Source organism: Streptomyces sp. NPDC057445 (assembly GCF_042802855.1).
Lineage (GTDB): Bacteria > Actinomycetota > Actinomycetes > Streptomycetales > Streptomycetaceae > Streptomyces.
The window spans coordinates 432866-446060 of sequence record NZ_JBHVDH010000001.1 but is presented as its reverse complement, the minus strand read 5'-3'; the positions used below and the strand labels follow the sequence as shown (position 1 = coordinate 446060).

At 70.8% G+C, this 13195-nt stretch carries 14 protein-coding genes; 4 read left to right on the top strand and 10 right to left on the bottom strand.

Annotated elements, in window-relative coordinates; genetic code table 11:
- Positions 1-356 precede the first annotated feature (356 nt).
- From ACFU5O_RS02070 to ACFU5O_RS02060, 3 genes are all read right to left on the bottom strand, one after another.
- A complete protein-coding gene (locus ACFU5O_RS02070; protein ID WP_384235184.1) occupies positions 357-656 on the bottom strand; it encodes a DUF4235 domain-containing protein in 300 nt (99 codons plus the stop codon).
- A 136-nt stretch (positions 657-792) separates the two neighbouring features.
- A complete protein-coding gene (locus tag ACFU5O_RS02065) occupies positions 793-1623 on the bottom strand; it encodes a SigB/SigF/SigG family RNA polymerase sigma factor (RefSeq protein WP_384236369.1) in 831 nt (276 codons plus the stop codon).
- A 304-nt stretch (positions 1624-1927) separates the two neighbouring features.
- On the bottom strand, positions 1928-2761 hold the full coding sequence (locus tag ACFU5O_RS02060; protein ID WP_384235182.1) for an ANTAR domain-containing protein: 834 nt from the start codon (positions 2759-2761) through the stop codon (positions 1928-1930).
- Positions 2762-2887: 126 nt separating this feature from the next.
- Between ACFU5O_RS02060 and ACFU5O_RS02055 the strand changes: the two genes are divergently transcribed.
- Positions 2888-3238 carry a helix-turn-helix transcriptional regulator gene (locus ACFU5O_RS02055; protein ID WP_384235180.1) on the top strand — a complete coding sequence of 117 codons (351 nt, stop codon included), beginning with the start codon at positions 2888-2890 and terminating at the stop codon, positions 3236-3238.
- 132 nt (positions 3239-3370) lie between these two features.
- The gene (locus ACFU5O_RS02050) at positions 3371-4444 is read left to right on the top strand and encodes a YihY/virulence factor BrkB family protein (protein ID WP_384235178.1); all 1074 of its coding nucleotides are present in this window, start codon (positions 3371-3373) and stop codon (positions 4442-4444) included.
- Between the two features lie 135 nt (positions 4445-4579).
- Here ACFU5O_RS02050 and ACFU5O_RS02045 read toward each other — a convergent pair whose 3' ends face one another.
- Together ACFU5O_RS02045 and ACFU5O_RS02040 are read right to left on the bottom strand one after the other, a co-directional pair.
- Positions 4580-5164, bottom strand: coding sequence for a hypothetical protein (locus ACFU5O_RS02045; RefSeq protein ID WP_384235176.1), 585 nt, complete (start codon positions 5162-5164; stop codon positions 4580-4582).
- A 52-nt stretch (positions 5165-5216) separates the two neighbouring features.
- Positions 5217-6464 (bottom strand): beta-propeller fold lactonase family protein, encoded by a 1248-nt coding sequence (locus ACFU5O_RS02040; protein WP_384235174.1) that lies wholly within the window; start codon positions 6462-6464, stop codon positions 5217-5219.
- Between the two features lie 735 nt (positions 6465-7199).
- Here ACFU5O_RS02040 and ACFU5O_RS02035 point away from each other — a divergent pair.
- Complete coding sequence (locus ACFU5O_RS02035) at positions 7200-8144, top strand: DUF5996 family protein (RefSeq protein WP_384235173.1); 945 nt, start codon at positions 7200-7202, stop codon at positions 8142-8144.
- Positions 8145-8221: 77 nt separating this feature from the next.
- Here the strand turns inward: ACFU5O_RS02035 and ACFU5O_RS02030 are convergent, their stop codons facing one another.
- Positions 8222-8590 (bottom strand): low affinity iron permease family protein, encoded by a 369-nt coding sequence (locus tag ACFU5O_RS02030; RefSeq protein ID WP_384235172.1) that lies wholly within the window; start codon positions 8588-8590, stop codon positions 8222-8224.
- Positions 8591-8630: 40 nt separating this feature from the next.
- Entirely contained in the window at positions 8631-9275 is a 645-nt protein-coding gene (locus ACFU5O_RS02025) for a DUF1707 domain-containing protein (RefSeq protein ID WP_384235170.1), read from the bottom strand.
- A 235-nt stretch (positions 9276-9510) separates the two neighbouring features.
- On the opposite strand from ACFU5O_RS02025, the gene ACFU5O_RS02020 reads away from it, so the two are divergent.
- Positions 9511-10764 (top strand): MFS transporter, encoded by a 1254-nt coding sequence (locus ACFU5O_RS02020; protein WP_384235168.1) that lies wholly within the window; start codon positions 9511-9513, stop codon positions 10762-10764.
- Between the two features lie 132 nt (positions 10765-10896).
- Here the strand turns inward: ACFU5O_RS02020 and ACFU5O_RS02015 are convergent, their stop codons facing one another.
- The 3 genes from ACFU5O_RS02015 to ACFU5O_RS02005 all read right to left on the bottom strand — a co-directional run bounded on the left by ACFU5O_RS02015 (position 10897) and on the right by ACFU5O_RS02005 (position 12976).
- Entirely contained in the window at positions 10897-12168 is a 1272-nt protein-coding gene (locus ACFU5O_RS02015) for a S8 family serine peptidase (RefSeq protein ID WP_384235165.1), read from the bottom strand.
- 321 nt (positions 12169-12489) lie between these two features.
- Positions 12490-12738: a hypothetical protein gene (locus ACFU5O_RS02010; RefSeq protein ID WP_384235163.1), complete on the bottom strand. Its 249-nt coding sequence runs from the start codon at positions 12736-12738 to the stop codon at positions 12490-12492.
- Complete coding sequence (locus ACFU5O_RS02005) at positions 12722-12976, bottom strand: DUF6400 family protein (RefSeq protein WP_384236366.1); 255 nt, start codon at positions 12974-12976, stop codon at positions 12722-12724. The genes ACFU5O_RS02010 and ACFU5O_RS02005 overlap by 17 nt, the downstream gene beginning before the upstream one ends.
- Positions 12977-13195: the final 219 nt, after the last annotated feature.

The window sequence follows — 13195 nt, the reverse complement described above, 5'->3', positions numbered from 1 at the left end:
GCCGCCGGACCGCCGACCTGCCGCGGACCGCGCCTCTCCCGCGGACCGCCGACCTGCCGCGGACCGCGGATCCGCCGTCGACCGTGCCGCACAACCGGCCGCGGGACCGGACCGCCCGCGGCCTCCGGAGCGACCGCTGTCTCCGCGGACGCTCCACGCGTCCCGACGCCAGGGCCTCTCGTTCGGATCTTGCCGGGCTTGTGTGCCTTGGCGCCGCACCTCGCTGCGTCGTCCCGGCCGCCGACGTCCCCCCAGCCACCGCTGGGAGGTGCCCCCACCGCGTGGGCTCCTTCCGCCGCCTTGCGAGGCAGGGCCGGGCCCCGCTCTCCCATCCGGCCTGATCCGGACGAAAGACGCTAGTCCCGGCCGCCTTCCGCTCCCCCGGGCCAGATGCCGGTCGCGTGGTGGACGGCCTTCGCTCCCGAGCGGTCGATCGCACTGCGTACGACGGCGAAGATCGCGCCCTGGGCCGCTGCTGCCAAGAGGATCTCGCCCCAGCCCCGGTCCTGGTCCAGCGCGTCGGGGGCGTCGTCCTCGTGGCGTACGGCCTTCCAGACCGTCTGGAAGGCCAGCCCGGCAAGCGCACCGCCGGCCCAGCTAAGGGCGAATCCGACCGGCTTGTAGAGGAGTGGGACCTTCTTCTTCTTCTTGCGCATTCGAGCCTCGTTTCCGCTTGTCCGGAGCAACGGCCCTGCGCCGTGTGCCTATGGCGGCGCGTTCCCCCGGACGGTCACGGCACACCCGCCGCAGGCCGCCGATACACGGGGCGCAACCTCGCCGGCCGCCGTGCGGTCAGTGCTCGGTCAGCATGCCGCGGCGCAGCCGGGTGAGGGTGCGGGTGAGCAGGCGGGAGACGTGCATCTGGGAGATGCCGAGTCCGGCGCCGATCTGGGCCTGCGTCATCTCCTGGCCGAAGCGCATCTCCAGGATGGTGCGTTCGCGGTCGCTCAGCCGGGTGAGCAGTGGGGCGAGTGCGTGGAAGTCCTCGACGAGTTCCATCGCCGGGTCGTCGTCGCCGACGAGGTCGGCGTACGGGCGGCCGCTGCTGAGGTGGGCCGGAGCGTCCTCGGTGTCGGCATTGGGGGTGTCGAGGGAGCCGGCCGTGTAGCCGTTGGCGGCCACCAGGCCCTCCACGACTTCGTCCTCGCCGATGCCGAGGTGAGCGGCGAGGTCCTTGACGGTGGGATCGCGGTCGAGTGTGGTGGCCAAGTACTCCTTGGCCTTGGCCAGTTCTACGCGTAGTTCCTGCAGACGCCGGGGGACATGGACGGCCCAGCTGGCGTCGCGGAAGTACCGCTTGATCTCGCCGACGATGTAGGGGACGGCGAACGAGGTGAACTCGACCTCGCGGCTGAGGTCGAAGCGGTCGATGGCCTTGATGAGACCGATCGTGCCGACCTGGACGATGTCCTCCATGTCCCCGCTGCCGCGGTTGCGGAACCGGCCGGCCGCGAACTTGACCAGGGACAGGTTCATCTCGATCAGCGTGTTGCGTGCGTACTGGTACTCCGGCGTGCCCTCTTCCAGGACGCGGAGCCGGTCGAAGAACAGTTTCGAAAGCTCGCGCGCGTCCCTCGGCGGAAGGCTCGCGCCGTCCTCGATCCAGGGCAGATCTCCGGCGATCGGGCTGGGCGGGGCCGGGGTCCGGGTCTCCGGCGGCCGCGTGGACGTGTGGCCGGCCTGCGTGGATGGGGTCACAGGTTCACCTTTCCGGGAGACTGTGGATACCTGTCGCAGCGTCTTCCCGGCCCGGCCCCGCTCACGCAGCCGGATTCGGCCAACTGCGGTGGGAGGCCGACTGCGGTGGGAGGCCGACTGCGGTGGGAGGCCGACTTCGGTGGGAAGGCCGTGTCCCGTCCTGCGAGCGGAGAGGCGTGGCGGGCAGGGCCCGTCGGCCGGCGTGCTTCGTTCCTGCGAGGTGCGCGGTTCAGCCCCCCTCGGGCGGCGCCGTCCCGGTGAGCGGCTGATGCCTGGCAAGGCTTCGCTCCAGTTCCTCCCGGAGGTCGGCGGTGATCTCCCCGTGGCCGGCCCAGCCGACGACGAGCTCGGCGAGACGCAGCAAGGGGATGCCGGTGTGCTGTGAGACTTCCTGCAGGACCGCCCGCCCCTGTCCCGGAGTCAGCCGAGCGGTGGCGGTGATGAGCCCTGTCGCCTCGTCCACGGTCGCCCGTGCGACGACGGCCTCTCTGATCATCTCTGCGGCTGCCGCGTCGTTCTCGGAGCGCCCCCGGCCCTGATGCCCGGGCTCTCGTCCGGTCACCACCACCTCGTTGTCCCTGACCGGATCGTCCATCCTGAAACCGGCACCGGTGAGGGCGACCACCACCGCGATGCCCAGGGCTCTGTGAATCCCGGGATACCCGTTGGCGGATACGTGTTCATGACCGGAATCGGCCGCGCTCGGGGTGTGGGCACCTACCGGGTCGGCCCATGAGACGACAACTCCCCGCGATTGCGCCTCGACGGTCAGCCCGGGAGCGCCATCGGTGTCCTGAGGGTCGGTCTGGAAGCCGACGTCGGCGAGGGCATGGCATACGTCGGCGAACAGCGCGGGGAACGGTACGGCCGTCTCGTCCGAGGACGGCCCGCGCGAGCCGGCCGCGTCGGTGTCCGTCCGGTCGGCTGCGGCCGAGAGGGTCCGGTCCTGATCGCCGCCGCTCACCGTCGCCGCGAGCCTCGCACCACCCGGGTGCCCGGCACGCGGGTCCAGAGGCGCTGCTCCGGCTCGGAGCTCGGCGTGGTCGCCGGAAGAAGTGGTCATGATCGCACTCCAGCTGGGGGGCAACCTGCTTCCTCATGTTCGTACCACCCGGGAGACACGTCAAGAGATACCTGAAATTCAATTCTGCTTTTGGGAAACGTGTATCCGGCTGCGTATGATAGGACCATGGACGCGTCCGAGCCACCACGCAAAGCGTGGACCTTCCTGACCAACCACACCCGTGTGCTGTCGGCGATCGCGCGCGATCCATGGGCCCGGATCCGTGACCTCGCCTCGGCGCTGGACCTGACCGAGAGGACCGTTCAGGCCCTCGTCGCCGACCTCGAGGAAGCCGGATACCTCACGCACACACGCGAAGGCCGGCGGAACAAGTACCAGGTGATCATGGGCGGCAAGTTCCGCCATCCCGCGGAGGGCGACCGGTACATCGCCCCTCTGCTCGAGATCCTCGCCGGCTCTGCGGCCGACGAGGTCCCTCGCGGTGACGGGGCCCGAGGGAGCACCCTCCCGGACTGAGCACGGCCTCGCCCCGCCTCGCCACGTCGTGGCCGGGGCCTTCCGAGCCCGCGTGGTCCTCCTGCCGGAAGCAGCTTCACATCGGTCCGCCGTCGCCGGCATGACCACGAGGTTTGCGGTTATCCCCACCGTATGGCGGCACCATGGCAGCGCAGACGCGAGTCCGGCCGGAACCAGCAGGGTGAGCGGAACGCCCCTGACCGGAGCCGCGACGCGCCGGAGGAAGCCGGACCCGACCCGCAGGTGGAGCGACAGGCGCCGGACCACCCGGGCGATCTGTCGAAGAAGTCCTGGACGGCGGTGCTGCGCCGGACCGTGACCGAGTTCAGGGACGACGAGCTGGTGGACCGGGCGGCGGCTCTGACGTACTACGGGGTGCTGGCGCTCTTCCCCGCGCTGCTGCTGCTGGTATCCCTGCTCGGCGTCGCGGGGGAGTCGGCGATCCGGACTCTCCTGAGCAATCTCGACCAACTCACACCCGGCGCGGCCCGTGACATCATCATCGGCTCCGTCGAGCAGCTCCGCTCCAGCGGTTCGACCGGGTCGATTCTCGCGGTCGTCGGTCTGCTGGGCGCCCTGTGGTCGGGTTCTGGATACGTGGCAGCCTTCATCCGTACGTCCAACGCCGTCTACGACGTGCCGGAGGGCCGCCCGATCTGGAAGGTCACACCTCTGCGGCTGCTCCTGACACTGCTGCTGCTGGTGCTCGCCTGCCTCAGCGCGCTGATCGTGGTGTTCACGGGAGGCCTCGCTCAGCATGTGGGACGGGCTCTGGGGATCGGTGGCACCGCGCTCACGGTGTGGTCGGTCGCCAAGTGGCCCGTCCTGCTCCTGCTGGCGACGACCATGATCGCGATCCTCTACTGGGCAGCGCCGAACGCACGGGGCCGAGGCTTCAGATGGGTCTCGCCCGGCAGTTTCGTGGCCCTGGTCGTCTGGATGGCAGCCTCCGCGGGCTTCGCGTTGTTCGTTTCGAACTTCGGCTCGTACAACAGGATCTACGGAACGCTCGCCGGCGTGATCATCTTCCTTGTGTGGCTGTGGATCTCCAATCTGGCGATCCTGCTGGGCCTGGAATTCGACGCCGAGATGTCTCGCGAACGCGCGATCGCCGGCGGCCACCCCGAGGACGAGGAGCCGTACGTCCTGCCGCGGGACACCCGTGCATGGAGCAAGGAGGACCGAAGGCGCCTGGGCGGCGACTGAGACGCCCGGGCGTCACCCTCACCCGAAGGCCGACGCGCGACGGACATCCCGGACCGCGTCACGCAGGGCTCCTGAGGCGGGTACCGGTGGTTCGACGCACCGGTCGCACCGGCCAGGAGCCCTGCCGTGAAGCGGTCAGCGGCCCAGTGGGATCTCCGTGGGAGGAACCGTCACGGTCTCCCCGCGAACGATGAAGGTGTCCACCGGTCCGGGAGCTCCGGTGGGACCGGTGGCGCCGGTCGCTCCTGTGCGACCGGTGGTTCCCGTCGCGCCTGTCGGGCCTGTCGGGCCTGTCGAGCCGGTGGGTCCTGTGGGGCCGGTGGGGCCGGTCGGGCCGGTCGGTCCTGTGGCGCCCGTGGCCCCGGTGGCACCCGTGGCCCCGGTGGCACCCGTGGAGCCGGTCGCACCCGTGGAGCCGATCGCACCCGTGGGGCCGGTGGGTCCCGTGGGGCCGCGGCCCGGCTTGCACCGGTCGGCCCCGTCCAGGCTGTTCGGGCCCCAGGGGTCGTCGCACCGGTCCCTGTCGTCCGCCGGTGTCGCGGTGCTGCGGTGGGGAGGCGTGTCCGCCCGCTGTACGGCGGCGGCGACCGGGACGGCGATCCCTCCGAGGACGAGAGCGAGCGACGCGATCGCGCCGCCGGTCTGCCAGGTGGTCCGCCGGGGCAGCGGACCCAGCGGCCCCAGCGGTGACCGCGGTGGCGATGTGCGGTCAGAAGTCATGGTGTTCTCCAGGTCGTTCGGGAATCGGACGTGGTCGTAGCGGCGATCCGCCCTACGGGGTGTTGTCCGCGCACACGGCGTAGGGGGTGAAGGTGATGGGCTCGTCGGACTCGTTGGTGAGGGACACCTGCCAGGTGTCGCCGACCGGCTTGCTGGTGAAGTCGCTCGGCGGTGGGCCGCTGAGCTCGGCGCCGCCGCCGGTGATGACGCTGCCCGGGGGGCACTCGGCCGCCGCCGACGCCGGGACGTCGGCGACCGCGACACCGAACGGGTTGCTGCCGACGGTGACGGTGGCGACGACGACGTCGGTGGTGGTGTTGATCACCGACACGTTGCCCGAGAGGAAGTTGGTGACGTAGGCGAAGCCGCCGTCCGGTGTGACCGCGACACCGACGGGGTTGTTATTGACGTTGACGGTCCCGATGACGGCCTCGGTGGTGGTGTCGATCACCGACACCGTGCCGGGGTTCCCCAGGTCGGGGACGTAGGCCTTGGCGCCGTTCGGGGTGAACGCCACATCGCGGGGATCGGCGGTGGGGATGGGGATGGTGTTGGTGACGGCGTCGGTGGTGGTGTCGATCACGGTCACGTTGTCCGCGTCCTGGACGGCGACGTAGAGGGTGGTCCCGTCCGGGGTGACCGCCAGACCGAGGGGAGTCGTGCCGACGGGAATGGTGGCGGTGACGGCGTTGGTGGCGGTGTTGATCACCGACACACTGGACCCGTTGGAACTGCTCACGTAGGCCTTGGCGCTGTCCGGGGTGATCGCCACGTCGAACGGGTTGCCGGCGACGACGATGGTGGTGATGACGGTGTTGGTGGCGGTGTCGATCACCGTCACGTCGCTCGAGGTTTCGTTGGCGACGTAGACCTTGGTGCCGTCCGGGGTGACCGCCAGCCCGAGAGGGCCGTCCCCGGCGTCGACGGTGGCGATGACGGCGTGGGTGAAGGTATTGATCACCGATACGTTGCCGTCGTTGAGGTTGGTGACATAGGCCCGGGTGCGGTCCGGGGAGAACGCCACACCGTTGGGAGCGTCGCCGACGATGATGGTGTCGATGACGGTGTTGGTGGTGGTGTCGATCACCGACACGGAGTCCGAGCCCTGGTTGGCCACGTAGGCGAAGGTTCCCGACTGCGCCGCCGCGGGAGCGGCCAGGGCGAGCGGGGTGGCCAGACCTGCCAGAACCGCCATGCCCGCCACCCAGGCCCGCATGCGCAGCCACCAGGAACGTCCGCGGCCGTCCCTTTCTCCCGCCGCTGCCCGCTGCGGCATGCGCAGCACCGCGATACCCGACATGAAGACCTCCTGCATGCACACCGAGGCGTGCTGAGTAGCTGAGTGCTGAGAAATCGGCGGCGTTCCTCCGTGATGCGCGTTCGGGACGCCGCGGCGCCGATGGTCGCCGCGCCTGACGCTAAGCACCGTGATCAGCCGGCGAGCGCCTGACATCCCGAATGCGGCCGGATGGACGACTCACTCACGCCCACCGCGGTGGCCATTCGAGGGAGAGAACGAGCCGGGCACATACGCGGCCGCCAGGCTGCACGGAGGCCTGGTGCCGGCGACAGGTGCGCGATCTGCTGACCGTGCGCGGTCACCGGGTTCTGGCACCGAGCCTCAGTGGGCAGGGCGAACACCGGCGCCGGCTCACCCGCGACGTCGGTGTGTCCACCCACGTCCATGACCTGGCGGATCTTCTCCGGTACGAGGACCACCGAGGTGCATCTGGGTGCTCCACAGCTACGCCGGCATCCTGGCCGGACCGGTCGCGGAACGTGCCGCGGATCGCCTGGCCACCGTGGTCTTCCTCGGCGCATTCGTCGTGAGGCCCGGTCAGTGTCTGTGGCTGACCGGCGCCCGTAGGGGGTCGCGGGCGGCCTCCGGGAAGGGGACCCACCGTGGACGGAGCCGGAGCAGCCGGGGGCCGGAGTACGCCGGGAGGCCGGCGTACTCCGAGGTGCCGTACCCGTCCGGCGTGGCCATCATGGAACCGCGCCGGGCGTCGCCGTGCCGGGCAGGAAGGGGAACGCGATGGACCCGTTCCCGACGATGCCGCTCGACCAGTGGCGGGACACCAAAGAGACACTGCACCGGTTCACGCAGGTCGTCGGCAAGATCCGCCTAGCCGCGAGTCCCCGGCGCAACCACTGGTGGAACGCCCCTTTCCATCTCACCGGTCGCGGTATCACCACACGCCCCATGAGACCGGCCGACGGGGGACCGCTCTTCACGATCGACTTCGATTTCGTCGGTCATCAACTGGTCGTCACCACCCTCGACGGCAGGGCGGAGTCCTTCCCGCTGGTGGGCCGGTCCGTCGCCTCCTTCCACGACAGCACCCTTGCCGCGCTGGCCGCGCTGGGCATCCGGGTGGACATCGACGTGCCCAGGCCCTTCGACCTGCCCGACACCGGCCGGCCGTTCGCGGAGGACACCGAACATGCGGCCTACGATCCCGCATGGGCCAACCGGTACTGGCAGGTGCTCAGTCAGGTGGCCTCGGTCCTCGAGGAGTTCGCGGCAGGCTTCTCCGGCAAGGTCAGCCCGGTGCACCACTTCTGGCACACCTTCGACATCGCCCACACCCGTTTCTCCGAGCGGCACGTCGACCAGCCTCCGCAGATCGATCCCGTGACGCGGGAGGCGTACTCCCGCGAGGTCATCTCCTTCGGCTTCTGGTTCGGCGACGACAACTTCGCCGAGCCCGCCTTCTACTCGTACACCGCTCCCGAGCCCGCCGGCCTGGCAGGGGAGCCGCTCAGGCCGACGGCGGCGGACTGGGTCGCGCGCGGCGACAGTCACCTGGCCGTACTGGGCTACGACGCCGCCCGCGCCGAGCCCGATCCCCGTGCGGCCGTGCTCGCCTTCTACGAAAGCGCGTATCAGGCGGGCGCCTCACGGGCGGGCTGGGACATCGCCTCACTCGCCTGTCCCGGCGGGATCACGGACCCGCATCTGCCGTTCGAACAGGTCTGACCGGCGCCCGGGGCCCGTACGACGGCGGGAGCGGGGTCGGCGTCCGGGGCACGGCCACCCACCGGGCGGGGGCCGCCTCAGATCTCGTCCTCCATCCCGATCGCGGCCCTGAGATCCTCGTGCGCCTTCCCGGGCTCACCCTCCTGCGCCTCGAGGAGGGCGGCGGCAATCGCGTCCAGCTTGCGCTGGATCGCGCGCTCGGCCCGCAGCTCCGAGTTCTTCAGCAGCGCGAGGAGCAGCAGCGTCACCGCGGTCATGCAGTCGCCGGCGAACAGCTGCCACGAGATGTCGAGCCCGGCTACGTGCACGGCGACCACGATGGCGACCAGAGCCAGACAGAGTGCGAAGAAGGCGGGGGAGCTGGTGAGCCTCGAAGCGGCCTCGGCCAGCTGCTCGAATCGTCCCCGCCGCTCGCCTCCGCGGTCGGCGGGATGCGGAATAGTCATGGGGTCCCGATACCCCGAACCGGCCGCCCCACCGGCACTGTCATCCGCTGATCGGCCGGGTGCGGTGCGTGTCCAGCCACATGCGCCACACCGAACGGTGAACCGCCGCGGGATGCGTGACGACGATGTCGCCGAGGACCGCGACTCCGGTCACCCGCACCCGTGGCGCCAGGTCCGGTGCCGACGGACGGGGCCGCGTCAGATCGCGTACACCGCCGACCATGCCGGAGCACGTCACTTCCGTCTCCACACCCTCGGGTACCACCAGCGTCACATCCCCCAGGACGGCCCAGGCCGTGACGGTCAGGACGCCCGACGCGGGGGCCCTGGCCGCCGAGAGGTCCAGGATCAGATCGCCGAGGACCGCGGTGGCCTCGATGACGTGCTCCGCCCCCGGCACCGGACCGCGGTGGACCACGTCGCCGATCAGGGCGCGAACGGCGGTCCGGCCGCGGCCGGGGGAAGGCGGCGGCGATCCGGCGGGCGGCCGCACGGGCAGGGGCAGATCCTCGGCGACCGCGGCCAGTTCGGACCTGGTACGGGCCAGATATGCGACCTCGGAGCGCTCGGCGAGCTCCTCCAGGGTCAGCCGGCCCTCCACGGCGGCGACCCTCAGCCGCTCGACCGTGGCCTCACGCTCGGCGTCGGACGCGAGAACGGGGCCGGGGCCGGGGTCGGGGTGCATCACATGGCCTCCGTGCCGGTGGCGAGGTCGGGGTCGGGGTCGCTCCCATACGACCACGACGGCCCCGGCCGGGCATCGCCACAGGGAACGACCGGCACTACACCGAACGATGCAGTCGCGGCCACCGATCCGGCGTAAGGGGCATGGGTCCCTGCGTCCCTATACTGCGCCGTATGTCGCCGATAGCCTCCCGATCTGCTCGCCGCACGCGGCCCGGGTCCGAACCCGACGTCGCATGACCGCGACCGGCACCACGCCCCGCAAGCGCCGCATACTCGCCGACCTCACCCCGCTGCGCTCCTCCGCCGACTACCGGCGGCTGTGGTTCGGGAACACCGTTTCCTGGATCGGGCAGGGGATGACCACCCTGGCCGTCTCGCTCCAGGTGTACGACCTCACCCGCTCCACCTTCTCCGTCGGGCTGGTCGGGCTCTTCTCGCTGATTCCGCTGATCGTCTTCGGGCTGTACGGGGGCGCCGTCGCCGACACCGTCGACCGCCGCAAGCTCGGGCTGTACAGCGCGAGCGGGTCCGCGGCCCTGTCGGCAGCCCTTGCCGCCGCCGCGTTCGCGGGCGTCCACCACGTCTGGTTCCTGTACGGCGTCGTCGCACTGCAGGCGGTGTGCGCCGCGCTCAACTCGCCGGCCCGCACCGCGATGATCCCCCGTCTGCTGCCGCCCGAGCAGCTGCCCGCCGCCAATGCGCTCGGCTCGATGACGATGACGTCGGGGATGCTGCTCGGTCCGATGCTCGGAGGACTGATCGTCGGATACGGGGGCTACCAGACGGCCTACCTCGTCGACGCCGTCGCCTTCGGTGCCGCGCTGTACGCGATGTGGCGGCTGCCGGCCATGCTGCCCGACCGCGGTCGGGCGGCGCGGGCATCGGTCCTCGACGGGCTGCGCTTCCTCGCCACCCGCCCGAACATCCGGATGACGTTCTTCTCCGACTTCTGCGCCATGATCCTGGCGCATCCGCGCGCGCTGTTCCCCGCCGTCGCCGTGCTCTGGTACGGCGGTGACGCCCGTATCACCGGCCTCCTCGTCGCCGCGCCCGCCGTGGGCGCGCTCCTCGGCGGTGTGTTCTCGGGCTGGCAGGGGCGGATCCGGCGGCACGGCGTGGCGATCCTGCTCGCCGTCGCCGCCTGGGGAACGGCGATCGCCGTGTTCGGGCTGACCAGGAACCTCTGGCTCGGGCTGTTCTTCCTCGCTCTCGCCGGCTGCGCGGACACCGTGTCCATGGTGTTCCGGAACACCATGCTCCAGGCGGCGGCGCCGGACGAGATGCGCGGACGCCTCCAGGGGGTGTTCCTCGTCGTCGTCGCGGGTGGACCGCGTCTCGGGGACTTCCTCGCCGGATCGGTCGCCGACCTCACGTCCCCCGCGGTCGCCGTCACCGGCGGCGGTCTCGCCTGCGTCCTCGCGATCGGCCTTCTGGCCCTGCGCGGACGGGGATTCGTACGGTACGACGCCCGCGAGCCGACCCCCTAGCAGGGCCTGACAGGCGGCCCGAGCGGTCGGCCCGCGGGCGCGAACGGGCGACCCCGTGGGCGAGGGACCTCAGGGTCCGCGCCCACGGGGTCGGGCACCCGTGGCCGGTGAGGCGGTCACCGGTCCGGGCGATCAGAACGAACTGAGCCTGAGGAGAGGCTCCTTGATGCTGTCGCCGTCCTCGGACGGCGAGATCCAGTCGAAGCCGCCGGCGTTCACCAGAGCGGCCTTGACCGCGCTCGGCGACGCGCCCGGGTGGGTCGCCCGGTACAGGGCCGCACCGCCCGCGACGTGGGGCGATGCCATCGAGGTGCCGGACAGGGTGGAGTAGCCCCCGCCCGCGAAGGTCGAGCGGATGCACACGCCCGGGGCGATCAGGTCGACGTCGGGGCCGTAGTTGGAGAAGTCGGCGAAGGTGTCGTCCCTGTCGCTGCGGCAGGTGGCGGTGCCGAGACCACCGGCCTTGCCGTCGAAGTCGGCCAGCGCGCTGACGGTGATCACTTCGTCGTACGCGGCCGGGGTGGTGTCCTTGGCGTCGGCGTGGTCGTTGGCCGCCGCGACGACGTAGGTGACGCCGGCGGCGACGGAGGCGCAGATCGCCTGGTGCATGGCGTCGCCGTCCGTGTTGCCGCAGTTGCCGTCGTCGCTTCCCCCGCCGCCGAGGCTCATGTTGACGACGTCGATCTCGTCGGCGTGGTGGGTGACGTAGTCGATGCCGCAGATGACGTCAGCGGTGCTGCCCATGCCGAGGGGGTTGAGCACCTGGACCGGCCAGATCCGGGCGCCCGGTGCCGTACCGACCACTCCGGTGCCGTTGTCCAGGGCGCCGACGATCCCGGCGACATGGGTGCCGTGGCCGTGCAGGTCCATCTGGTCCATCCGGGGCAGCCAGCAGTTCTTGCCGCCCCTCTTGTACACGTTCAGGTCGCGGTGGTTCGGGTCGACTCCGGTGTCGATCACCGCGACATCGACGTCCACCCGGGTGTCGACGCCGTCGATGGCGGCCGTGGGACTGAGGTCGGCATCCGCCCGGTTCACGCCGGTCGGGACCGACTGGGCGGCGATCCTCACCATCCGGTCGGGCTGCACCGACTGCACCCGCGGGTCCTCGGCCAGCGCGGCTGCCGCGCTCGGGCTCATGGACGCCGAGTAGCCGTGGAGGGCGTGGCGGTAGACATGCCGTACCACGGCACCCATGGAGGACGCCTCGTCGACGGCTGCGTCCACAGCCGTTCCGGCGTCCCCGTACGCGGCGGTGCCCCCGTTCGCGGCAGTGTCCTTGAGGGTCACGATGTACTGCCCGGTGGCCCGGTCGGACCCCGCGGGCGCCTCGGCCGCTGCAGAAGTCGGTGAAGCTGCCGCCAGGGCAAGGGCAAGGAGGGCGACGCCGAAGATCTTGGGCATCCCGGACCTTTCTCGTGGGCGTGAGAGGGTCGAACCGATCAGGCGTTCCGGATTGTCCTGATGTGTCCGATGTGCTGTTCGCGCCCAAGAGCTAGCAGGTTTGCGGCGGTGCGCCCGCCCGACATCCGGCGGTCGTCGAATTCCTTGAGTCCATGTCAACCATGTGGACGTGTCGGGTTCCTGATGTGACGTTTCGTCGTCCTGGCCGGACATTCCCGGGGCCCGCGCGCTCCCTCATTTGCGCAAGAAGTGGCCCGGTACGGCGATGCGCCGTGCCGGGCCATGGGTGCGACGACGTCGGCCGGTTCCGAGCGGGAGGCCCTAGCAGGAATACGGCTCGTCGTCGTCCGGGCGGTTCGCGCCGGGTCGTGTGTCGAGCGACCACATGTGCGTGCAGCCGGGGCACTGGAGATGGACGACCGCGCCCGCGTTGGAGATCAGATAGCGCCAGTGCTCACCGCAGTTGCGCTGCTCGGCGCAGGTGGCGCAGTCGCGCGCGTCGTCGCAGCGCGGGCAGGGCACCCAGGCGCGCCGGGCGATGTCCGCCTGGGGATCAATGGGAAGTCGCACGGCCCGGCCCCCCTCCGGGAAGGACGCCCGCGTCCACGAGCATGTCGTAGGTGCGCTGCTGCTCGGCGTCGAGGCCGGAGTAGAGAAGCGTGTACGCCTCGTCCTCGGCCTGCAGGGCGGCCATCGGGTCCCAGTCGGGCCCGAGGGCGGCGACGACCTCGGCCCGTCGCCTGGCCTCCTCGAAGGTCAGGTCGATCGTGAAGGGTATGAGGTCGTCGGGCGTGCGGTCCTTGTCCATGGCGAGACTTCCGGTGGTGCTGTCGGGGTCTGCCACGTCTACCAGAGGTCCACCGCGCCAGGAAAGGGTGACCTAAGTCGGACTCGCGGGTGACGGATCGCACCGGTGAGCACGGGAACGGTGCCCAGGCGCCCCATGTCCGGGCATGCGAACGGTGGTTAGGTCCCGATCCTGCCCTTACGGTCCCTATGCATGATCCATACCGCTGTGACGTACTTC

Coding starts and splice junctions, on each gene's coding strand:
- ACFU5O_RS02070 (WP_384235184.1), bottom strand. CDS start 656: ATGCGCAAGAAGAAGAAGAAGGTCCCACTCCTCTACAAGCCGGTCGGA.
- ACFU5O_RS02035 (WP_384235173.1), top strand. CDS start 7,200: ATGGACCCGTTCCCGACGATGCCGCTCGACCAGTGGCGGGACACCAAA.
- ACFU5O_RS02030 (WP_384235172.1), bottom strand. CDS start 8,590: ATGACTATTCCGCATCCCGCCGACCGCGGAGGCGAGCGGCGGGGACGA.
- ACFU5O_RS02005 (WP_384236366.1), bottom strand. CDS start 12,976: ATGGACAAGGACCGCACGCCCGACGACCTCATACCCTTCACGATCGAC.
- ACFU5O_RS02055 (WP_384235180.1), top strand. CDS start 2,888: ATGGACGCGTCCGAGCCACCACGCAAAGCGTGGACCTTCCTGACCAAC.
- ACFU5O_RS02020 (WP_384235168.1), top strand. CDS start 9,511: ATGACCGCGACCGGCACCACGCCCCGCAAGCGCCGCATACTCGCCGAC.
- ACFU5O_RS02060 (WP_384235182.1), bottom strand. CDS start 2,761: ATGACCACTTCTTCCGGCGACCACGCCGAGCTCCGAGCCGGAGCAGCG.
- ACFU5O_RS02015 (WP_384235165.1), bottom strand. CDS start 12,168: ATGCCCAAGATCTTCGGCGTCGCCCTCCTTGCCCTTGCCCTGGCGGCA.
- ACFU5O_RS02045 (WP_384235176.1), bottom strand. CDS start 5,164: ATGACTTCTGACCGCACATCGCCACCGCGGTCACCGCTGGGGCCGCTG.
- ACFU5O_RS02025 (WP_384235170.1), bottom strand. CDS start 9,275: ATGCACCCCGACCCCGGCCCCGGCCCCGTTCTCGCGTCCGACGCCGAG.
- ACFU5O_RS02050 (WP_384235178.1), top strand. CDS start 3,371: ATGGCGGCACCATGGCAGCGCAGACGCGAGTCCGGCCGGAACCAGCAG.
- ACFU5O_RS02040 (WP_384235174.1), bottom strand. CDS start 6,464: ATGTCGGGTATCGCGGTGCTGCGCATGCCGCAGCGGGCAGCGGCGGGA.